This window comes from Arthrobacter sp. 05T410 (assembly GCF_056396505.1).
On the sequence record NZ_JBFTLP010000003.1, the window covers coordinates 244,950 to 265,366 of the forward strand.

17 protein-coding genes are annotated in these 20,417 nt (G+C 67.7%); 9 read left to right on the forward strand and 8 right to left on the reverse strand.

Annotation, left to right across the window (positions count from 1 at the left end):
• Positions 1-35 precede the first annotated feature (35 nt).
• The 6 genes from AC1DFR_RS05735 (at position 36) to AC1DFR_RS05760 (ending at position 6,335) form a co-directional block, all read left to right on the forward strand.
• A complete protein-coding gene (locus AC1DFR_RS05735; protein ID WP_018775157.1) occupies positions 36-761 on the forward strand; it encodes an ABC transporter ATP-binding protein in 726 nt (241 codons plus the stop codon).
• Entirely contained in the window at positions 751-1,689 is a 939-nt protein-coding gene (locus tag AC1DFR_RS05740) for an ABC transporter permease (protein WP_476872942.1), read from the forward strand. The genes AC1DFR_RS05735 and AC1DFR_RS05740 overlap by 11 nt, the downstream gene beginning before the upstream one ends.
• Positions 1,690-1,888: 199 nt before the next feature.
• Positions 1,889-2,185, forward strand: coding sequence for a putative quinol monooxygenase (locus tag AC1DFR_RS05745; RefSeq protein ID WP_476872943.1), 297 nt, complete (start codon positions 1,889-1,891; stop codon positions 2,183-2,185).
• A gap of 123 nt (positions 2,186-2,308) precedes the next feature.
• A complete protein-coding gene (cobA, locus tag AC1DFR_RS05750) occupies positions 2,309-3,595 on the forward strand; it encodes a uroporphyrinogen-III C-methyltransferase (RefSeq protein ID WP_476872944.1) in 1,287 nt (428 codons plus the stop codon).
• A gap of 88 nt (positions 3,596-3,683) precedes the next feature.
• Positions 3,684-5,159, forward strand: a complete 1,476-nt coding sequence (locus AC1DFR_RS05755) for an FAD-dependent oxidoreductase (protein WP_476872945.1) — start codon at positions 3,684-3,686, stop codon at positions 5,157-5,159.
• Positions 5,160-5,333: 174 nt separating this feature from the next.
• The gene (locus AC1DFR_RS05760) at positions 5,334-6,335 is read left to right on the forward strand and encodes a DNA topoisomerase IB (protein WP_476859345.1); all 1,002 of its coding nucleotides are present in this window, start codon (positions 5,334-5,336) and stop codon (positions 6,333-6,335) included.
• A 25-nt stretch (positions 6,336-6,360) separates the two neighbouring features.
• Here AC1DFR_RS05760 and AC1DFR_RS05765 read toward each other — a convergent pair whose 3' ends face one another.
• Positions 6,361-6,942: a hypothetical protein gene (locus tag AC1DFR_RS05765; protein WP_476872946.1), complete on the reverse strand. Its 582-nt coding sequence runs from the start codon at positions 6,940-6,942 to the stop codon at positions 6,361-6,363.
• Between the two features lie 113 nt (positions 6,943-7,055).
• Positions 7,056-7,895: a DUF1206 domain-containing protein gene (locus tag AC1DFR_RS05770; protein WP_476872947.1), complete on the reverse strand. Its 840-nt coding sequence runs from the start codon at positions 7,893-7,895 to the stop codon at positions 7,056-7,058.
• 256 nt (positions 7,896-8,151) lie between these two features.
• Between AC1DFR_RS05770 and AC1DFR_RS05775 the strand changes: the two genes are divergently transcribed.
• Positions 8,152-8,688, forward strand: a complete 537-nt coding sequence (locus tag AC1DFR_RS05775) for a hypothetical protein (RefSeq protein ID WP_476851241.1) — start codon at positions 8,152-8,154, stop codon at positions 8,686-8,688.
• Positions 8,689-8,782: 94 nt separating this feature from the next.
• Here AC1DFR_RS05775 and AC1DFR_RS05780 read toward each other — a convergent pair whose 3' ends face one another.
• The 5 genes from AC1DFR_RS05780 to AC1DFR_RS05800 all read right to left on the reverse strand — a co-directional run bounded on the left by AC1DFR_RS05780 (position 8,783) and on the right by AC1DFR_RS05800 (position 16,371).
• The gene (locus AC1DFR_RS05780; protein ID WP_476859348.1) at positions 8,783-11,551 is read right to left on the reverse strand and encodes a cation-translocating P-type ATPase; all 2,769 of its coding nucleotides are present in this window, start codon (positions 11,549-11,551) and stop codon (positions 8,783-8,785) included.
• A gap of 28 nt (positions 11,552-11,579) precedes the next feature.
• The gene (gene ppk2, locus AC1DFR_RS05785) at positions 11,580-12,413 is read right to left on the reverse strand and encodes a polyphosphate kinase 2 (RefSeq protein ID WP_476872948.1); all 834 of its coding nucleotides are present in this window, start codon (positions 12,411-12,413) and stop codon (positions 11,580-11,582) included.
• 377 nt (positions 12,414-12,790) lie between these two features.
• Entirely contained in the window at positions 12,791-13,471 is a 681-nt protein-coding gene (locus AC1DFR_RS05790) for a FadR/GntR family transcriptional regulator (protein WP_223913963.1), read from the reverse strand.
• The gene (locus tag AC1DFR_RS05795) at positions 13,468-14,760 is read right to left on the reverse strand and encodes an MFS transporter (RefSeq protein WP_476872949.1); all 1,293 of its coding nucleotides are present in this window, start codon (positions 14,758-14,760) and stop codon (positions 13,468-13,470) included. The genes AC1DFR_RS05790 and AC1DFR_RS05795 overlap by 4 nt, the downstream gene beginning before the upstream one ends.
• Positions 14,761-14,928: 168 nt before the next feature.
• A complete protein-coding gene (locus AC1DFR_RS05800) occupies positions 14,929-16,371 on the reverse strand; it encodes a PucR family transcriptional regulator (RefSeq protein WP_079550035.1) in 1,443 nt (480 codons plus the stop codon).
• A gap of 146 nt (positions 16,372-16,517) precedes the next feature.
• Here AC1DFR_RS05800 and AC1DFR_RS05805 point away from each other — a divergent pair, with 146 nt between their 5' ends.
• Both AC1DFR_RS05805 and gabT read left to right on the forward strand, forming a co-directional pair.
• Positions 16,518-17,948 carry a gamma-aminobutyraldehyde dehydrogenase gene (locus AC1DFR_RS05805; RefSeq protein WP_476872950.1) on the forward strand — a complete coding sequence of 477 codons (1,431 nt, stop codon included), beginning with the start codon at positions 16,518-16,520 and terminating at the stop codon, positions 17,946-17,948.
• Positions 17,949-18,025: 77 nt separating this feature from the next.
• Positions 18,026-19,390: a 4-aminobutyrate--2-oxoglutarate transaminase gene (gabT, locus tag AC1DFR_RS05810; protein ID WP_476851247.1), complete on the forward strand. Its 1,365-nt coding sequence runs from the start codon at positions 18,026-18,028 to the stop codon at positions 19,388-19,390.
• A gap of 164 nt (positions 19,391-19,554) precedes the next feature.
• Here gabT and AC1DFR_RS05815 read toward each other — a convergent pair whose 3' ends face one another.
• Positions 19,555-20,331, reverse strand: a complete 777-nt coding sequence (locus AC1DFR_RS05815) for an AMIN-like domain-containing (lipo)protein (RefSeq protein WP_476872951.1) — start codon at positions 20,329-20,331, stop codon at positions 19,555-19,557.
• Positions 20,332-20,417: the final 86 nt, after the last annotated feature.

Genomic DNA, 20,417 nt, shown 5'->3' on the forward strand with positions numbered 1-20,417 from the left:
CCCCAGCCATCCGCCACAACAGTAAGGACCAGACCATGCCAGTCGTACTGGAACACCTGGGCAAGCGCTTCGGCGCCGGCGCCCCGGTGCTGGACGACGTCAACGCCACCATCGGGCAGGGCGAGTTCGTCGCCCTGCTCGGTGCCTCCGGCTGCGGCAAGTCCACCCTGCTCAACATCATGGCGGGACTGGAGGCCCCGACGTCGGGCGCCCTGGAAGTGCCCAGCGACGGCGCCGCCTTCATGTTCCAGGACGCGGCACTGTTTCCCTGGCTGACCGCGCGGGAGAACATCGAGCTGGCCCTGAAGCTGCGCGGCGTCGGGAAAGCCGACCGCCGGGTCCGGGCGGGGGAGCTGCTGGACCTGGTGCACCTGGGCGGTGCGGGGGACAAACGGCCCCACGAGCTCTCCGGCGGGATGCGCCAGCGCGTCTCCCTGGCCCGGTCGCTGGCCCAGGACCGCCAGCTGCTGCTCATGGACGAGCCGTTCGCGGCCCTGGACGCGATTACGCGGGACCTGCTCCATGACGAGCTGGAACGGATCTGGAAGGAAACCGGCCGGACCATCGTCTTTGTCACCCACAACGTCCGCGAGGCCGTCCGGCTGGGCCAGCGCGTCCTGCTGCTCTCCTCCCGGCCCGGCCGCGTGGTGCGGGAATGGCACGTCAGCGAAGAGCACCGCACCGACGCCGGACTGGCCGGCCAGCTCACCGGCGAAATCACCGCCCGGCTACGCGAGGAGATCCGCCGCCATGCCAAGTAACCAGCTTCCCGTGGCGGAAGCGCCGGTGGAGACCCGCAAGGTCCACGCCGCCCTGACCCGTTCCTCCACCGGCAAGGAAGACCTCCGCGAGCTCGAAGCGGGCCTCGACTCCCTGCAGTCAGACTCCATCCGCAAGGTCCGCATCGACTGGAGCCGGATCCTGCTGCCGGTGGCCGCGCTCGCGGTGCTGATCATCCTCTGGCAGTTGTACGTCTCCCTCGGCTTCAAGCGGCGCGACGTCGTGCCCGGCCCCCTGGATGTCATCGGCCAGGTCGGAACCCTGTGGGGGGAGGGCAAGCTTCAAGAGGCCGTTTGGACCTCGCTGCAGCGCGGCGTCGTGGGCTTCCTGATCAGCGTGGTGATCGCGACGCCGGTGGGTCTCGTGCTGGCCCAGGTGGCACCGCTGCGGCGCGCTTTCGGGCCGCTGATCTCCGGGCTGCAGGTCCTGCCGTCGGTGGCCTGGGTACCGGCCGCTATTCTCTGGTTTGGGATCACGGATGCCACCGTGTATTTCGTGGTGTTCATGGGTGCGATTCCCTCGATCATCAACGGCCTGATCTCCGGTGTGGACCAGATTCCGCCGCAGTACCGCAGCGTCGGAAAGGTCCTGGGTGCGTCCCGGCTTCAGCTGGCCCTGCAGATCATCCTGCCGGCGGCCCTGCCCGGGTACCTCGGCGGCCTCAAACAGGGCTGGGCGTTCTCCTGGCGCTCGCTCATGGCGGCGGAAATCATCGCCGTCGGCGGCACCATCGGCTTCGGTCTGGGCTCCATGCTGGACCAGGGCCGCGTCCTGTCCGACATGACCATCGTCATATCCGCCATCCTGCTGATCCTCGCCGTCGGAATCCTGATCGAGCTGCTCGTGTTCGCACCGATTGAAAAGCGGCTGCTCCGCCGCCGCGGCCTCCTGGCCGGCAGCACCCGCTAGGCCAGCCACCCAGCTCCTCCAAAGCAACGCGGGGTCACCTACGGCCCATAATCCATTGGTTTATGGGCTGTAGGTGACTCCGCGTTGCTTTTTCGATGGCTCCTTGCCCGGGTACAGGCACGGGCCTACACTCACGCCTAGAGGCCGGGTTGCGGCCCCTTCCACGGCTGATGCAAAGCCCGATTCCTAGGAGGTCGCTGTGGCGGCAAAATTTGGCGTGCTGGCCCTGGTCGAAGCCAAAGCGGGGAAGGAACAGGACGTCTGGGACTTCCTGATCGGAGGGCGCGAAATAGTGCTCAACGAGCCCGGAACGCGCACCTGGTATGCCTTCCGGGTCAACGAGAACACCTTCGGCATCTTCGACACCTTCGATACCGAGGAGGACCGTCAGGCCCACCTCAGCGGCGCCATCCCCGCCGCCCTCGGCGAACACGGTCCCGCCCTGCTCGCCAAGGATCCCGACATCAAGCTGATCGAACTCATCGCCGTGAAATAGGGGTGCCCCCGGCCGCCGCAGATCAGGAGCGGCGATTGCCATTATGTGACGCGGCGTTACCTTGCGTGAACTGGTGTTGCCGCACCGTTGTTCCGCTATGTGACGCCGCCCTATCGTCGATGCATGGCAATTCAGGACATTTACCCCACGGCCCTGCGCCTCCTCGGCCGTCCCGTGCTGGTCGTCGGCGCCGGCCCGGTGGCCGCCCGGCGCACCAAGGGGCTGCTCGACGCCGGAGCCCGCGTCACCGTCGTGGCACCGGCCGCCTGCCCGGCGCTCGCTGAACTTGCCGACGCCGGCCTCCTGAACTGGGAGCCCCGCCCGTACCGGCGGTCCGACGTCGACGGCGTCTGGTTCGTCCAGACCGCCACCGGCGACGCCGCCGTGGACGCGCAGGTCTCCGCCGACGCCGAGTCGCAGCGCATCTGGTGCGTCAACGCCTCCGACCACGAAGCCTCCGCCGCCTGGACGCCCGCCGTCGCCGTGGTGGACGACGTCAAGATCGCCGTCAACGCCGGCGGAGACCCGCGCCGCGCCATGGCCCTGCGCGACGCCGTCGCCACCGCCCTGGCCACCGGAGACCTGCCGCTGCGCCGGCACCGAGTTTCCGGCACGGGGGCAACTCCCGGATCCGTGGCCCTCGTCGGCGGCGGTCCCGGCGACACCGGACTCATCACCGTCCGCGGCCGCCGGCTCCTTGGCCAGGCCGACGTCGTGGTGGCGGACCGGCTCGGCCCGCGTGAACTCCTGGCCGAACTGGCCCCCGATGTCCGTGTGGTGGAGGTCGGCAAGACCCCCGGCCACCATCCGGTGCCGCAGTCTGAAATCAACCGGATCCTGGTCGAGGAAGCCCTGCAGGGCCACCGCGTGGTCCGGCTCAAGGGCGGTGACCCCTACGTGCTGGGCCGCGGCGGCGAGGAAGCCGAATTTTGCCGGCAGCACGGCGTCGAGGTCGAAGTGGTTTCCGGCGTCACGTCGGCCATTTCCGTCCCCGCCGCCGCCGGCATCCCGGTCACGCACCGCGGGCTGGCCAAAGGCTTCAGTGTGGTCACCGGCCATGAGGAACTCTCGGAAGTCCCGGCCCGTGCCGACCACACTGTGATCCTGCTCATGGGTGTGGGCCAGCTGCGCGATTCCGCAGCCTCCATGGCCCGCGCCGGTTTGCCTCTTCAGACGCCTGTTGGCATCGTAGAGAATGGATACCTGCCAAACCAGCGGGTGACCATCGGAACCCTCGGGACCATCGCGGACCAGGCGGAGGCCGCAGGCGTAGCGAATCCCGCCGTGATCGTGATCGGCGACGTGGTCCGCGTCAGCCCGTTCGCGCCGTCGCACTTCAAGACCGCGGACTACAGCACCACCTCCCCGAACGCTCCCCGCACCACCAAGACCCGCGTACTGACCCCCTAACACCCGTCGATTGCTCCACAACTGCCGTTATCAAGCCCCAAAGGGCGTTTGTGGAGCAACGGATGCAGAAGAAAAAAGGAACACAGCCGTGTCAACTAGCACCCCCGTAGGAACCGCCGCCCGCCCGCTGCGCGTCGCCGTCGTCGGCTCCGGTCCCGCCGGCGTCTACGCCGCGGACATCCTGACCAAGAGCGAGGCCGTCAAGAGCGGCGAGCTCACCGTCAGCATCGACCTCTTCGACCGCTACCCGGCACCCTACGGTCTGATCCGCTACGGCGTGGCCCCCGACCACCCCCGCATCAAGGGCATCGTCAACGCCCTGCACAAGGTCCTGGACCGCGGCGACATCCGGTTCTTCGGCAACGTGGACTACGGCACGGACTTGTCCATCGATGACCTCCGCACCCACTACGACGCCGTCATCTTCGCCACCGGCGCCATCAAGGATGCGGACCTCAACATCCCCGGCATCGAGCTCGAGGGCTCCTACGGCGGCGCCGACTTCGTGTCCTGGTACGACGGGCACCCCGATGTGTCCCGCGAATGGCCGCTGGAGGCCAAAGAAATCGCCGTAATCGGCAACGGCAACGTGGCCCTCGACGTGGCCCGCATGCTCTCCAAGCACGCCGACGACCTCCTGGTCTCCGAAATCCCGGACAACGTCTACACCGGGCTGAAGTCCTCGCCGGTCACGGACGTGCACGTGTTCGGCCGCCGCGGGCCCGCCCAGGTCAAGTTCACGCCCTTGGAACTGCGCGAACTCTCCCACTCCAAGGACGTGGACATCATCCTCTACGCCGAGGACTTCGAGTTCGACGCCGAATCGGACCGGCAGATCCAGAGCAACAACCAGACCAAGACCATGGTGGGCACGCTCACCAACTGGATCGCCGAACAGCCCGAGGACCTCTCCGAGCTCACCGCGTCCCGCCGGCTGCACCTGCACTTCCTGCACAGCCCGGTCGAGATCTACGGAGAAGAAACCGACGGCGCCGACGCGCCCGGCCGCGTCGCCGGGATCAAGTTCGAGCGCACCGAACTGGACGGCAACGGCAACGCCCGCGGCACGGGCGAGTTTGTCGAGTACCCGGTCCAGGCCGTGTACCGCGCCATCGGCTACTTCGGTTCCGCCCTCCCCGAGGTCGAGTTCGACCACAGCAAGGGAGTCGTCCCGAACGACGGCGGCCGGGTCCTGGACGCCGCCGGCACCCACGTGCCGGGGATCTACGCGACCGGCTGGATCAAGCGCGGTCCGGTGGGACTGATCGGCCACACCAAGGGTGACGCCCTCGAAACCGTGACCTACCTGCTTGAGGACCGCGAAAACCTGCCGCTGGCCGCGGCGCCCGCCCCCGAGGCGATCGTCGAGCTCCTGGCGGGCCGCGGCGTCGAGTACACCAGCTGGGAAGGCTGGCTGGCCCTGGACGAGCACGAGCGCGCCCTGGGTGAAAAGGCCACCGCTGCCGGCGGGTCGCACGGCGTCGCCGTCCAGCGCGAGCGCATCAAGGTGGTGCCCCGCGAGGACATGGTGGAGATCTCCCGCGGCGCCGCCGTCGAGGTCTAGCCGCAACGCAGAGCAACACAGAACAACGACGCAGACCAGCGCGGGGTCACTTCCCGCCCATCCCGGAAGGGATTATGGGCGCTAAGTGACCCCGCGTTGTTTGATTTACGTGGAAACCCGGGCGGTAGTCAGTAGGCTTACCGTCATGGATGAACACTCGCCCAGGGCCGGCCAATGAGGCTCCGCCACAGCAACGCGTCCGGCCGAGGATACCGCAGGGTCCCCGCCGGGACCGGGTTCAGTTACAAGGACCTGGACGGCTCTACCCTGCCGCCGGGCCCCGTGCGGGAACGGCTCGAGGGCATCGGGATCCCGCCGGCCTGGACCGACGTCTGGATCGCCCCGTACGACAACGGGCACATCCAGGCCACGGGAGTGGACGCGGTGGGCCGGCGGCAGTACATCTACCATCCGAGCTGGCGGGAACGGAAGGACCGGCTGAAGTTCGACCGTTCGCTCCAGCTGGCTGAGACCCTGCCGACCGCACGCCGCCTGGTGACCATGGACCTGCGCTCCGAAGGGCTGACGCGGGAACGCGTGCTGGCGGCCGCCTTTCGGATGCTCGACAGCGGATCATTGCGCGTCGGCTCGGAGCGCTACACCAACGAAAACGGCAGCCATGGCCTCGCCACCCTGCTCTGCGCCCACGTCAAGGTGCGCAAGGACGAACTCCGGCTCAGCTTCCCGGCCAAGAGCGGCAAGACCTGGGAGTCGCGGATTGACGACGCCGACCTCGCCGCCGTCGTGCGCCAGCTCAAGCGCCGCGGCGGCAACGCCCGCCTGCTGGCCTACAAGGATGGCCGCAGCTGGCATCCGGTGTCGAGCGCGGACATCAACGAGTACGTCAAGGAGCGCACGGGGGAGGACTTCACCGCGAAGGATTTCCGCACCCTGCGGGGGACGGCGGCGGCAGCGGTCAGCCTGGCGCAGAGCGGCCCGCAGACGAAGGTCTCGGCCCGGAAGAGCGCGGTGAGCCAGGCCATGCAGGACGCGGCCGCGGTCCTGGGCAACACACCGTCGATCGCCCGGAAAAGCTACGTGGATCCCCGGCTGCTGGACCACTTCGCGGCCGGGGAAACGATCGACCCGAGGCGGCTGGATTCCGCCGAGTCCGAGATCCGCGCCCTGCTGTACCAGGAAGGCGACGTGGTGCCGCTGCGGAAGGCCGCCGGCTAGTACCCGGGCGCGGCCCGGCGGCACCTCAGAACTCGGCGTTTTTGAACCCGATGACAATCGCCGTCCACCAGCACAGCTGCGAGATCACCAGGCACAGCAGCAGATGGACCCGTTGCCCGGCGGTCAGGTCCTTGAACGAGGCATCGGGAGTCAGCCTGGCCAGCCGCCGCATGAGCGGAATGAGCATGATCCCGTTAAGGCTGAGCACAAGGACGGCGGCGAGCTTGAGGTCCGTCATCGGGTTGCTCAGGTGCGGGTTCAGGAACACGCCCGTGGCCAGCATGCCGGCCAGGCCGCCCCAGATCAGCGGTGTCGCCGCGCCGTCGAGCCTGATGGTTTCGGCCAGGTCGCGTCTGCCGATCAGCCACAGGAAGCCGTGCCAGTCCATCAGGACGACGGCGCCAAAGGCCACCACCATCGACAGCACGTGCAGCACGACGGCGACGTGGTGGACATAGGTGTCGACATGGACCGCGGTGGACAACGTGACCGAGAGCAGCCAGGCCGCGGCGGCCGCGGCAGACAGGGCGGCCACGAGCCGCCGCGTGGACCGCTCAGATTCACGGTGCCGTCGGAGGGTGCGTCTGCTCACCGGAACGTAGCTCATGCCATACCTCTGCGAGACCTGCCGCCGGTGGCCGTCCCAGCCCGGCCCGGGGTAGCTCCACGATAGTCCCGCGGGCGGATGCCAAACAAGAAAATCCCCACCCAGGGCGGCGGCTACATCCGGCCGAAGCGCGCCCGGACCAGCGCGAACACGCCGTAGGCAATGAAGCCCGCCCCGATCGCCAGGAGCAGGTACGGGCCGAAGGGGTGGTCCCGGAGCGCCTTGAGGCTGCCGTCCAGGCCGGTGGAGGAACCGGGATTGTTGGTCGCCGCGGCCACGACGAAGAGCAGCCCGGTCAGGATCAGCGCCAGCCCTTTCGAGACGTGCCCGGTGACTCCAAGGGCGCTGATGACCCTGCCGCGGCGGGTCCCCTCGAAGTGCTGCAGTTCCTCCTTGAACTTCTTCCCGAAGCCCTTGACGATGAAATACACGCCGATTCCCATGATGGTGAGCCCGAGGCCGACAAGGGCCGGAACCCCCAGCGGTGACTGGATCAGGGCCGTGCTGAAATCCCGGGTCGAGTCGCCCGAATCGCCGCGCTGGCCGAGCCCGAAGCCCGCGAAGCTCAGCCCGACGCTCCCGTACGCTATGGCGAGGAAGCCGGAGGAAATGAGTTTGCCCAACTGCTCCCGGCGCGGCAGGTGGCGGCCCCGGAGCGTCGCCTCGCTCAGCTGCCAGAGCGCGAGGCCCGCGCAGGCGATGCAGGCCGCCCACATGACCACCGGACCCCAGGGGTTGGCGGCGAGTTGTTCGATGGCGCCGGTGGGTTCGGCCTGGCCCGGCGCGCCCAGGACCAGGGCGACGGCGATGGCCCCGATCACGATATGAAGCAGTGCCATCACCGCGAATCCGGAACGGGCGACGACGTCGAGCGCGGTGCTGTTCGACGCCGCCTCCGCGGTGTCGACGGCGTCGCCGATGGCGGCTTCGATCCCGGACTCTTCTTCTGCCATGGTGATGCGGCTATTCCTCATCTGGTCCGGTGTGCCGGTGTTGTGCCTAGGGCGGTGTGCCGGTGTTGTGCCTTACGGCGGTGTGGCTATGGCGCCGATTCTACGCGCGGCGAAGTGGCAGCCGCTTGGACTACCGCGTTTTTGGTAAGTGTGCTTACCATAGCCTGGTCATGGCCCCGCTCGTGGACATGCCGCGGACCGGCGGCCTTGCTGCCCCTGCGATTCGGATTCGAAGACAGATGATAGGAAGCTCAACATGGCAGGTAATCTTGTTGCCCGATCCATTCACGACCTGACGGCAGCCGCCTGGTTCGGCGGTTCCCTGATGGGCGCCATTGGGCTCAACGGTGCCACGGCTGCTGCCAAGGACCCGGCGGAACGTACCCGCCTCTCAAGCCTGGGCTGGAAGAAGTGGGCGCCGTACCAGGCGGCGGCGTTTGGGGCGCATTTTCTTTCGGGCCTCGCCGTCATGTGGGAGAACAAGGGCCGGATGGCCAAGCAGGACGGCGTCACGCGCCTGAGCGTCTACAAGTCCGTCGTCACCCTCGCCGGAGCCGCTGTGACCCTGTACGCGGGCCTGCAGGGAGCCAAGGTGGACAAGCTGGCCGCCGAGGGCGCCAAGGGTGCCACCGAGCCGAAGCCGGGTGCCTCCGAGGAACTCCGTTCCGCGCAGCAGCAGCTGAAGATCCTGCAGTGGACCATCCCTGTATTCGCCGGCTGGGTGATCGTGCTCGGCGCCAAGCACGGCGAGATGCAGCGGCCTAAGAACGTCCTGAAGGGCCTCGTCCGCTAGCCCCGGCACAGCCGGTATGCGCCACTGTTGAGGGCCGGAACATCGCGTTCCGGCCCTCACCATTGGCAGTCGCACTCTCGCCGGAGCAGCACTCTCACGCCGGAACGGGGGGAGCCGGGACTGCGGCCCGGCCCTTCGATTGCCGGGCCCGCAGGATGATCTTGAAGATTTCACCGAGGAACAGCAGCACCACGCCCGGCACCAGGCAGAGCAGCCACTGCTGGCCGGAAAGCGGCAGCGTGCCGAACAGGTCCTGCATCACCTTCATCTGGGTGATCAGCATCGAGCCGAGGACGGCCCACGCGAACGCCCAGAGCAGCTTCGGGTTGGACACCGTGGCGGGCCCGAAGGCGCTCTCGGTCGGGTAACGCAGATTGAGCGCCACGAAGATGTTCATCAGCCCCAGCCCCACCACGGCCATGGTCTGGCCGACCTCCAGTGATCCGTAGGTGGTTTTGCCGATCTGCACGAGGATCAGCGTCGCGGCCGCCATGAAAAGCCCGACGATGAACAGGCGCACCATCATCGACCGGACGAGGATCGGCTGGTTGAAGGGCCGTGGTTTGCGGTCCATGATGCCCGGCGTCGCGAGATCCAGGCCCATCACCGCCCCAATCGGGGCGACGATCGCCATGTGGATCCACAGCACCTGGGCCGGGCTGAGCAGGGCCGTGCCGGCTATGGCGAAGGCCGAGGATCCGATGAACGCCAGAATGAACATGAACAGGTTGGCGACTTGGATCCGGATGAACTTCTGCAGGTTGTCGTACACGAGCCGGCCCTCTTCGACCGCCGCCACGATGGTGGCAAAGTTGTCGTCGGCCAGGATCATCTTGGCCGCGCCCTTGGCGACGTCGGTGCCGGTGATGCCCATCGCGATCCCGATGTCGGCGGCCGCGATGGCCGGCGCGTCGTTCACGCCGTCGCCGGTCATGGCCACGATGTTGCCCTTGCGCTTGAGCACCTCGACCAGCCTGACCTTGTGTTCGGGGGCTACACGGGCGATCACGCCGATCCCGTCCACCTGGCTGTCGGCCTCCGCGTCGCTCATCGCCGCGAACTCGGCCCCGGTCACCGCGCGGCCCCTGATGCCCAGTTCGTCGGCGATCGCCGCAGCGGTGACGGCGTGGTCGCCGGTGATCATCCGGACCCGGATGCCGGCGTGCTTTGCCTTGGCGATGGCGGCCACCGCCTCGGCGCGCGGCGGGTCAACCTCGCCGATCAGCGCCGAAATCTCCAGATCCTGCATCAGCGCCATCAGGTCGCCCGAAGGCTGGAACGTCGCCGGGTCGAACTCGCGCTGCGCCAGGGCGAGCACCCGCCTGCCCTGGCTGGCGATGCGTTCGTTCTCGGCAAGCACCTTGCCCCGCATTTCGTCAGTGAGGCGCTCGGCGTGGCCGCCCGGCATCCGGCCGAACGAGGACCTGCTCAGGAGGACGTCGGGTGCCCCCTTCACGTAGGCCCGGATCACGGGCCTGCCATCGGCCCCCGGCATCCGGTGGAACGTGGCCATGAACTTGTAGTCGGAATCGAACGGCACCGACGCCACGCGCGGGTTGTTCCGGCGGAATTCCCTGACGTCCACGCCGCCTTTCTGCGCGAGCACGTAGAGCGCCGCCTCGGTGGGGTCCCCGACCACCTCGCCGTCGTTGATATCGGAGTCGTTGCACAGGGCGCAGGAGAACATCACGTAGTCCAGGTCCCGCTCGGCGTCCCCGGTGGTCCGTTGGATCTGGCCGTCGAAACTGTAGCCCTCACCGCTGACGGTGTAGTGGTGCTGCACTGTGGTGATCTCGCGGACCGTCATCTGGTTCAGGGTCAGGGTGCCGGTCTTGTCCGAGTTGATGGCCGAGGTGGAGCCCAGGGTCTCGACCGCAGGGAGGACCTTCATGATGGCGTTCTTCTTGGCCATATTGACCGACCCGACGGACAGGATGGTGGTGACGACGGCGGGCAGCGCGTCCGGGATGGAGCCGACTGCCAGCGCCACACCGATTCCGAAGAGCACCGCGAAGGACTCGCCGGAGGCCAGGCCCATCACGACGATGGCGATAAACGCGAAGAGGGCCGCGACAATGATGAAGATGGTGAGCCGGTCCACCTGCTTGGTGAGCGGGGTCTTCTCCACTTTCTGCCCGGACAGCATGTGGGCGATGTGGCCGACCTCCGAGCCCATGCCGGTGGTGGTGACGAGGATTTCGCCGTGGCCCCGCGTCACGTTCGTGTTCATGAACGCCATGTTCAGGCGGTCGCCGATGCCGACGTCGTGCCGGCCGATGGTCTCGGTGTCCTTTTCGACGGCGACGCTCTCCCCGGTCAGGGCGCCCTCCTCGATCTGGAGGGTTGCCGCCAGGATGATCCGGCCGTCGGCGGGGACGCGGTCACCGGCATCGACCACCACGATGTCGCCGGGGACGATCTGTTCGGCGGGGAGCTCCACAACGTCACCGTCGCGGCGCACCTTGGCCATAGCCTTCATCATCTGCCCCAGGGAGGCGGCGGCTTCTTCGGCCTTGCCCTCCTGGTGGTACCCCAGCCACGCGTTGAACAGCGTCAGCAGGGCAAGCCCAATGGCGGTTCCGTATTCCGCGATCAGCAAGCTGACCAGGGCGGCGACCACAAGGACGATCTGCATGTAGTCCTGATAGTGCTTGAAGAACCGTTTCCATACCGGCTCCTGCTTAGCGGCGGCGAGGGCGTTCGGTCCGTACTCCTGCAGCCGCTGCTGCGCCTCTCCCGTGCTCAACCCGCCAGCCGGATCCACCTTCAGCTCGGCCGCCACTTCAGCCGGTGCCAGCGCGTACCAGCTCGCGTCAGCCTCCGCCGGGGCCACCCCAGCTACTGCTCCGGGATCGTCGCTCATGACTTCCTCCTCATCGCCGGGGCGCTGCTTAGAACGGGGTGGGGATGTGCCGCACGGACAGTGCCGGTTCGGTGTAATCGAGGGCCTTCTGGCGCTTGGGGAGCTCGACGTCGAGCCCCGGGTACGGCTCGTAGGGTACCTGGCTGAGAATATGGCTGATGACGTTGAGCCGGCCGCGCTTCTTGATGTCATTGTGCGCGATGTACCACGGCGCCCAAGCGGTGTCGGTCGCCTCGAACATGGCGTCCCGGGCCCGGGAATAGTCGTACCACCGTTTGTAGGACTTCAGGTCCATCGGAGAGAGTTTCCAGGTCTTGCGGGGGTCGTCCATGCGGCTCTCGAGCCGCCTGGTCTGCTCGTCCGCACTGACCTCGAGCCAGTACTTGAGCAGGATGATCCCGGAGTCGACCATCGCCTTCTCCACCATCGGGGTCATGTCGAGGAACCTCTGGGTCTGTTCCGGGGTGCAGAAACCCATCACCCGCTCGACGCCCGCACGGTTGTACCAGCTGCGATCGAAGATGACCACCTCGCCCGCCGCCGGGAAGTGAGACATGTAGCGCTGGAGGTACATCTGCGACTTCTCCCGCTCGGTCGGTGTGGGGAGCGCGACCACGCGGAACACCCGGGGGCTCACCCTTTCGACGATGCGCTTGATCGTGCCGCCCTTGCCGGCCGTGTCGCGGCCTTCGAAGACGATGCAGATTTTGGCTCCGGTGGACTTCACCCACTCCTGCATGGCGACCAGTTCACCCTGCAGGACCTCCATCTCCGCTTCGTACTTCTTGCGCGGCATCTTCTTCCCGGCGCGCCCGTCCTCTTCGTCGGAGCCCTTGGACTTTTTCTTCTTCTTGCCCACCATCGACCTCCTCGCGACGTACTTGCTGAGGTAAACCACAACACTGCGACACCGGCGAGACTGTCATCCAACGAGACCGGCACCCCGGCCCGGGACTGGGGCGCGGCTGCACTTGTCGCGGGCACCCTCGTGCGGCGTCCTGCCATTCTTAGTGTTGACCGCGGCTCGGGTCCGGTCTACGGCACTAAGACCCTAATGGGCGGCGCCGGAACCGGGTGTCTCGGCCGAGCCGGCCCCTGCTGCTGGGCGCAGGGGCCGGCCGTCCGGGCTCGGCGCTGACGCCGATGATGACGGAAACCCGCCTGGCCGCGAGGCCGGTGCGCGGGTGGCGGCCGCCACTGAGACAGAGCATCTTCCGCGCACCTTGGGAAAGCCTTGGGTTAATCCTGGAGCCATTCCGCGCAGGAATTCAGGTTCCGGGTGACGCTTTCGACGGCGGCCGCCTCGTCGCGGGCGGCAATTGCGGCCACGAGTTCGTCGTGGCCCTCGTGCGGCAGGCCGTTGAAGCCTCCCCGACGCTGCTGGCGGAGCAGGTCGTTGTGGAATACGCTGCCGAAACTGACATACAGCTCATGCAGCAGCGGGTTGGCGGACGCCTCCGCCACGCGCGCATGGAAGTCCCAGTCTGCCCGGGCCCACGCGGCGTAGTCCTCGGCGAGCCAGGCGGCACGGCGGGCGGTGAGCAAACCGCGCAGGGCGGTGAGGTCGTCGGCTGTCGCGTGGCGTGCAGCGAGCCTGGCCGCCTGGGTGTCCAGCCCGACCCGGACCTCGAGGATGTGCTCCTGGGAGTGGTCCTCATACATCCGCTGCGTGGCTCCTGCGATCTCGCTCGTGGCGCGGACATACGTGCCGTCCCCGCGGCGGACCTCGAGCATTCCGCTGTGGGCCAGCGCTTTGATGGCCTCACGCAGGGTGCCACGGGAGACCCCAAAGGCGGCCATCAGCTCAGGTTCGGCCGGAATGCGCTGCTGCAGCGGCCACTCGCCCGAGTGGATCAGGGCCCGCAGCTTGGCAGTGATTTCCTCCGCCAGCGGTGGCCGGTGCGAAGCTGTGAGTGTCATCGCCGGATTCCTTCCGGGGCGTGCGGGGCGGTGGCCCGCAGCTTTTTGGCTGCCAGTTCCTTGGCCCGCAGCTCCTTCGGTCCGGCCGAGAGCAGGTGGCCCACCGCGATCTGGCCGAGGGCCACGGCCAGCAGCAGGGCCAACGGCAACGTCCAGGAATTGGTGGCGCTGTGCAGCAGGCCCATGCCGAACGGGCCGAGCGTCGCCAGCAGATACCCGGCGGACTGCGCCACGGTGGACAGTGCGGTGGTCTCGGCCGTGCTGCGGCCGCTGCGGCTGATCATCACCATGACCAGCGGGAAAATGCCGAGTCCGAATCCCAGCAGCACCGCGGTCAAAGGAGCCCAGTCCGTCGGCACGACCAGCATCGAGAGGACGCCGAGGGCCATGGTCACGGTGGCCAGATAGAACGCGGTCCGAAGCATCCGGGGGCGTGATCCGATGGCCACCAGCATCATGCCGGCGGGGACGGAGACGAGCTGCATGAGCCCGAACATCAGCCCGCTGTCGGACGCGGAGAGCCCCGTCGTGGCCAGCATGTAGGGGAACCAGCTGAGGACGGCGTAGGCCAGGAGCGCCTGCACCGTGAAGCCCAGCGTGATCATCGCGCCGGTGCGGGTCCGCAGCAGGGGCCACGGGGAAACCCGGGCGGCCTTGCCGGGGGATGCGTTGCGGTGGGCGTGCACCGCGATCGGGAGGAAGCCGAGGCACGCCCCCAAGGCCAGGAATCCGATCGCGCCGACGCCCGCCGACGGCGAGCCCAGGGCCTGGGCCACCGGAACGATCAGCACGGCGGTGGCAGTGGCGCCTGTGGTCATGGTCAGCGTGTAGACGGCGGTCATGAGGGACGTGCGGTCCGCGAAGTGCACGCGGATGAAAGAGGGCATGGCCACGTTGCAGATGGCCAGCCCGGACATCCCCGCCACGGTGCCGGCCAGCAGCATCCCGGTGGACGGGACGCCGCGGAGCAGCAGCCCGGCCGCCAGCATCACGAGGGAGAGCAGGATGGCCTTTTCCAGCCCCAGCTGCCGGGTGAGCCAGGACGTGGCAGCGCCGGCCACCGCGAAGCACAGCGTGGGGATCGAGGGGAGCAGCGCTGCGATCAGCGGGCCGTAGCCCAGGACAGCCTGCAGGTCGTGGAAAAGCGCGGCGGCTCCGGTGATGCCGGCACGCAGGTTGAGCCCGATGAGCACGAGCGCCACGACGCCGGCCACAATCACGCCCCGCGGGCGGACCGCGCCGGGCGGAGCTGTCTGGGAAAGTGCGGAAACCGCCGTACTGCTAGCCATAGCTAAAGGTTAGACGTTTGATGTTTGAGACTCAGCCTTTAGTGGCGAATATCTCTGCAAGTGACAGAAAGCAACGCGGGGTCACGTAGCGCCCATCCCGGGCCGCTCAATGGGCGCTAAGTGACCCCGCGTTGCCTGCGGGCCGGACTGGAAGCGCGGTCAGCGCGGTCAGCGCGGGTGCCGGGCGCTGAGCCGCTGCACCGCGAGCGCGAGCCAGAGCTGCACCCGGTCCGCTGTCTGCGCGGGGTCGTATCCGGTGAGTTCGGTGATCTGCGCCAGCCGGTAGCGGACCGTATTGCGGTGCAGCGTCAGTTCCTCGGCGACGGCCGCCACCGAGCCGTTGTTGCCGAGGTAGCTTTCCAGCGTGGCCATGAGTTCGGCGCCGTGCGCCGCGTCGAAGGCCCGCAGCGGGTTCAGTGATTCGTTGGCCATGTCCGCCAGCGGAACGTCCTCGCTCGCGAGCAGCAGCGAGGTCAGACTCAGCCGCTCGGGCTCGTTGACCGGCAGCCCGTGGCTGGCCGCGTCGCGGGCCTCGAAATAGCTCCAGCGCAGGCCGTTGGGCTTGGTGTACGCCCCGCCTATGCCGATCGTGGCATGGATCCCGGCCTCGGCGAGGTGGTCGCTGAGGCTGCGGGCCAGGGCGCTCGCACCGCTGCCGTCGTCGGCCACCACCACCACGAGGTCCTTCCCGACGACGGAGCCGACCGCCGCGGCCAGCGGCTGGGGCAGCGAAGAGCTGCCCAGCTGCTTCTGGTGGGCAGCCGATTCGGCGAGCAGGACCACGTTCTTGCGGGTGCTGTTGATGCCGACGCCGGCCAGGCGCCGGGTGGCTTCGGACGCCTCCAGCGTCCCGTGGATAACGTCGTCGAGGACCTGGCCCGCCAGCGCCCGCTGCGCCTGCCGTTGCTTGACCATGTTGTTGAGCTCAACGCTGATCAGGTTTTGGGCGTAACCCACGATGCCCGTGTCCTCGAACGGCTGCTTCACCCACAGGGTGCAGGCATCGCGGCGTCCCGTGGGGATGGGATAGGACGCCCAGCCCTCGGCCTTGGGCGCCGGGTGGCCCGCAACGCTGTTGTACAGCTGGGCGGTGAACTGGGTCAGGACGATCTCGGTGCGCAGCATCGACCCCAGGTGTTTCAGGAGCTCGGCCAGGCCGCCGCCCGTCAGCAGGGCGCGGGCCAGGATCTGGTGCCCGGCGATGAGCCGCTCAAGCTTGACCAGGTGGTCCGCGGACTGGGCGTCGGCCACGAGCTTTCCGATCGCGATGAACGGTGTCTCGTAGGGCACTTCCACCACCGGCAGGCCCCACCGGTTGGCTTCGGCGATCAGGGCCGGCGGAACGGCGTCGTGCGTCAGGCCGACCCCGAACCCGATGCCCACCGCGCCTGCCCGCTGGACCTGACGCACGAACCGGCGCTGCTCCGCGGCACTTTTGAGCCGCATACCGGTCGTCAGGATCAGTTCGCCGCCATTGAGGAACCGCTGCGGATCCTCCTGTTCGGTGACGGCCACCCAAAGAATGTCCTGGTGCCAGGTGGTTTCGGCGAGTCCGGCCTTGGTGAGATTCAGGGACGGAACTCCCAGTAGGGCTGCGAGTGAAATGGCCATGGATTCAGGATAGCCGGGTGCTGGTCAAGCGCACTAAAGTTCTGCGGGGATGGTGTGCAGGTGCCTATTCCCTGCCTTGGCCTGCTGACATAGGCTCGTGACCAGTCACACATCCGTCATTGGCAGTAAGAAAGAGGTTGTACACCGTGGTTCAAACCTTGCAGAACTTCATCAACGGCGAGTTTGTCACCCCCGCCGGCACAGGATTGCTGCCCATCGTGAACCCCACCAACGGTGACGTGGTGGCGCAGGCGCCGATCTCGGTGCAGGCCGACGTCGACGCCGCCATGACGGCAGCTAAGAACGCGTTCAAGACCTGGAAGCACACCACGCCCGGGCAGCGGCAGCTCATGCTGCTCAAGCTCGCGGATGCCGTCGAGGCCAACAGCGACGAGCTCGTGGAGGCCCAGCACCGCAACACCGGCCAGGTCCGCTCCCTGATCGCCTCTGAGGAAGTGGCCGCGGGCGCCGACCAGCTGCGCTTCTTCGCAGGCGCCGCCCGCATCATGGAAGGCAAGTCCGCCGGCGAGTACTTCGAAGGCCACACCTCCTACGTGCGGCGCGAGCCGATCGGCGTCGTTGCGCAGGTGGCCCCCTGGAACTACCCGTTCCTCATGGCCATCTGGAAGATCGGGCCCGCCCTGGCCGCCGGCAACACCGTGGTCCTCAAGCCCTCGGACACCACCCCCGAATCCACCCTGGTGCTGGCCCGGCTCGCCGGTGAGATCTTCCCGGCCGGCGTCCTGAACGTTGTCCTGGGCACCGGCGAAACCGGCGCGATGATGGTCGAGCACAAGGTCCCCGGCCTGGTCTCCATCACCGGTTCCGTCCGCGCCGGCATCGCTGTCGCCTCGGGTGCCGCCAAGGGACTCAAGCGCGCCCACCTGGAACTCGGCGGCAAGGCCCCGGCCATTGTGTTCGCCGACGCCGACATCAAGAAGAGCGCCGCGGCGATCGCCGAGTTCGCCTTCTTCAACGCCGGCCAGGACTGCACGGCCATTACGCGCGTCCTGGTCCAGGATTCGGTGCACGACGACGTCGTCGCCGCCATGGTGGAGCACACCAAGACCCTGCACACCGGCTCGCAGAACGACGAAGACAACTACTTCGGCCCGCTGAACAACGTCAACCACTTCAACGCGGTCACCTCAGTTGTCGAGCACCTGCCGGCCAACTGCAAGATCGAGACCGGCGGCCACCGCGCGGGCGAGAAGGGCTTCTTCTTCGAGCCCACCATCGTCACCGGCGCCAAGCAGAGCGATGACATCGTCCAGAAGGAAACGTTCGGCCCGGTCATCACGGTGCAGAAGTTCAGCACCGAGGACGAGGCCGTGGAACTGGCCAACGACGTCGACTACGCCCTGGCCTCGAGCGTCTGGACGACGAACCACGGTACCGCCATGCGCCTGAGCCGCGACCTCGACTTCGGCGCAGTCTGGATCAACACCCACATTCTCCTCACCGCCGAAATGCCGCACGGTGGCTTCAAGCAGTCCGGCTACGGCAAGGACCTGTCCATGTACGGCGTGGAGGACTACACCCGAATCAAGCACGTCATGTCTGCATTAGATGCATAACGCCGACGCATAACGCTGCTAACTCAACCTGACGCATAACTCGCGCGCCTCAACCGCACGCTTAGGAAGGCCTTCCCATGACCACCACCGCACATGACATCACCTACCGGCTCGAGCAGAAGCGCCGCGTCCAGGCCGACTTCCCGGGCCCCAAGTCCGTCGCCCTGACCGAACGCCGCAAGGCGGTCGTCGCCGCCGGCGTCGCGTCCAGCGTCCCGGTCTTCGTGGCCGACGCCGACGGCGGCATCATCCACGACGTCGACGGCAACTCCTTCATTGACCTCGGCTCCGGCATCGCCGTGACGAGCGTCGGCGCCTCGGACCCCGCCGTCGTCGGCGCCGTGAAGGAAGCCGTGGAGCACTTCACCCACACCTGCTTCATGGTCACGCCGTACGAGGGCTATGTCGCCGTTGCCGAGCAGCTGAACCGCCTCACCCCGGGCGACCACGAAAAGCGCACGGTGCTGTTCAATTCCGGCGCCGAGGCGGTCGAAAACGCCGTCAAGGTGGCCCGCCTGGCCACCGGCCGGGACGCCGTCGTCGCGTTCGACCACGCCTACCACGGCCGCACCAACCTGACCATGGCGCTGACCGCCAAGGCCATGCCGTACAAGACCAACTTCGGCCCGTTCGCGCCCGAGGTCTACCGCATGCCGATGAGCTACCCGTTCCGCGAGGAAAACCCGGAGATCACCGGTGCCGAGGCTGCCAAGCGCGCCATCACCATGATCGAGAAGCAGATTGGCGGCGAGCAGGTTGCCGCGATCATCATCGAACCGATCCAGGGCGAGGGCGGCTTCATTGTCCCCGCCGACGGGTTCCTGCCCGCGCTGGCGGACTGGGCCAAGGACAAGGGCATCGTGTTCATCGCCGATGAGGTCCAGTCCGGCTTCTGCCGCACCGGTGAATGGTTCGCCGTGAACCACGAAGGTGTTGTCCCGGACATCATCACCATGGCCAAGGGCATCGCCGGCGGCATGCCGCTCTCCGCCATCACCGGCCGCGCCGATCTCCTCGACGCCGTCCACCCGGGCGGCCTCGGCGGCACCTACGGCGGCAACCCGGTGGCGTGCGCAGCAGCGCTGGCGGCGATCGGCTCGATGGAGCAGTACGACCTCAACGGCCGCGCCAAGCACATTGAAGAGATCGCCCTCGGCAAGCTGCGCGAACTCGCCGCTGAGCTTGCTGACGGTTCGGTGATCGGTGACGTCCGCGGCCGCGGCGCCATGCTGGCCATTGAACTCGTCCAGGCCGGTTCCAAGGAGCCGAACCCGGAGCTGACCAAGGCCGTCGCCGCAGCCTGCCTCAAGGAGGGTGTCATCATCCTCACCTGCGGCACCTACGGCAACGTCATCCGGCTGCTGCCGCCGCTGGTCATCAGCGACGAGCTGCTGCTGGACGGCCTCGGGGTCCTGGCCGCGGCCATTAAGGCCAACGCCTAGCCCAAGGCCCAATGAGCTGCCGGGAAGGCGATCCTTTCCCGGCGAGCCGGCGCTACCCGAAAACGGGCGACACAGCGGAGGAGCCGCGGACACCATGTCCGTGGCTCCTCCGCTGTTTCCGGCCTGGCTTTTTTCGGCCCTGCATCCGGGCCCTGCATCCGGTCCTACTTCCAGGCGGTCGCGTCCAGCTGGATCGCCACCACGTACAGGTGCTGGCCCTGCTCGATCTTCTCCACCTCAGTGACCCGCACCTTGGTTTCCGGAATCGTGCCCATCGGACGGCCGACGCCGATCCCGTAGCTCAGCACGCCCTCGAAGTCCCCGGCCGGCGCGTAGCTGGTGAGCGCCTGGTATCCGATTGCCGGCGGCGGCGCACTGGTCACGGTGCTGGCCGTGCCGTCCGCGGTGTGTGACTGGGCCCCGCGGAAGGTCACCTCGAGGAGGGTTCCCGTGCCCGGCATCGGGATGGGCAGGCCGCTGCCGTCGTCGACGAGTTCGGGGACCATTTCGACGTCGTAGCTGGGGAAGCCACCGGTGAACCGGAAGCTCAACTGGTCGTACGGCGGCGCGTCGGAGGGGTGCTGGCCCGCGCCGATGGCGGACAGCGTCGGCAGCGGTGCCGCCGGCGGGGGCGCGATCGGCACAGGGTTCTTGTGGTCCGTGTGGAACGGGGTGGTCGGCCCCGGCACGGACCAGTCGTGGGTGACCGTGGAGGAGATCACCTTGTCGCCTGGTTGCGGCGGTGCCGTTTCGTCGGCATCCCCGGTTGCCGACGGCGACGGGCTGGCGGTCGGGCCGGCGGAGGCGGTCGGGGACTGCGACGGCGGCTGGCTGCCGGCGGAAGGCTGCGGGGCAGGCGGCGTGCAGGCAGACAGGACCAGCAGCAGCGTCAGGGTTCCCAGTCCCGCGGCCCGCGTCCGTCCGTTGCGAATGGCGTCCATGGTGCGCTCCCCTCGACCATTCCAGCGTAGGTCCGGAAGATTGTGCTGGTCAGGGTAATAAGTCACCACCTTTTTGAGGTTCCGCT

Bases quoted from the DNA above. Each gene is read 5' to 3' on its own strand.
- AC1DFR_RS05760 (WP_476859345.1), top strand. From the start codon at position 5,334: ATGAGGCTCCGCCACAGCAACGCGTCCGGCCGAGGATACCGCAGGGTC.
- AC1DFR_RS05800 (WP_079550035.1), bottom strand. From the start codon at position 16,371: ATGGCCATTTCACTCGCAGCCCTACTGGGAGTTCCGTCCCTGAATCTC.
- AC1DFR_RS05790 (WP_223913963.1), bottom strand. From the start codon at position 13,471: ATGACACTCACAGCTTCGCACCGGCCACCGCTGGCGGAGGAAATCACT.
- gabT (WP_476851247.1), top strand. From the start codon at position 18,026: ATGACCACCACCGCACATGACATCACCTACCGGCTCGAGCAGAAGCGC.
- AC1DFR_RS05775 (WP_476851241.1), top strand. From the start codon at position 8,152: ATGGCAGGTAATCTTGTTGCCCGATCCATTCACGACCTGACGGCAGCC.
- AC1DFR_RS05780 (WP_476859348.1), bottom strand. From the start codon at position 11,551: ATGAGCGACGATCCCGGAGCAGTAGCTGGGGTGGCCCCGGCGGAGGCT.
- AC1DFR_RS05735 (WP_018775157.1), top strand. From the start codon at position 36: ATGCCAGTCGTACTGGAACACCTGGGCAAGCGCTTCGGCGCCGGCGCC.
- ppk2 (WP_476872948.1), bottom strand. From the start codon at position 12,413: ATGGTGGGCAAGAAGAAGAAAAAGTCCAAGGGCTCCGACGAAGAGGAC.
- AC1DFR_RS05815 (WP_476872951.1), bottom strand. From the start codon at position 20,331: ATGGACGCCATTCGCAACGGACGGACGCGGGCCGCGGGACTGGGAACC.
- AC1DFR_RS05795 (WP_476872949.1), bottom strand. From the start codon at position 14,760: ATGGCTAGCAGTACGGCGGTTTCCGCACTTTCCCAGACAGCTCCGCCC.
- cobA (WP_476872944.1), top strand. From the start codon at position 2,309: ATGGCAATTCAGGACATTTACCCCACGGCCCTGCGCCTCCTCGGCCGT.
- AC1DFR_RS05765 (WP_476872946.1), bottom strand. From the start codon at position 6,942: ATGAGCTACGTTCCGGTGAGCAGACGCACCCTCCGACGGCACCGTGAA.
- AC1DFR_RS05740 (WP_476872942.1), top strand. From the start codon at position 751: ATGCCAAGTAACCAGCTTCCCGTGGCGGAAGCGCCGGTGGAGACCCGC.
- AC1DFR_RS05770 (WP_476872947.1), bottom strand. From the start codon at position 7,895: ATGGCAGAAGAAGAGTCCGGGATCGAAGCCGCCATCGGCGACGCCGTC.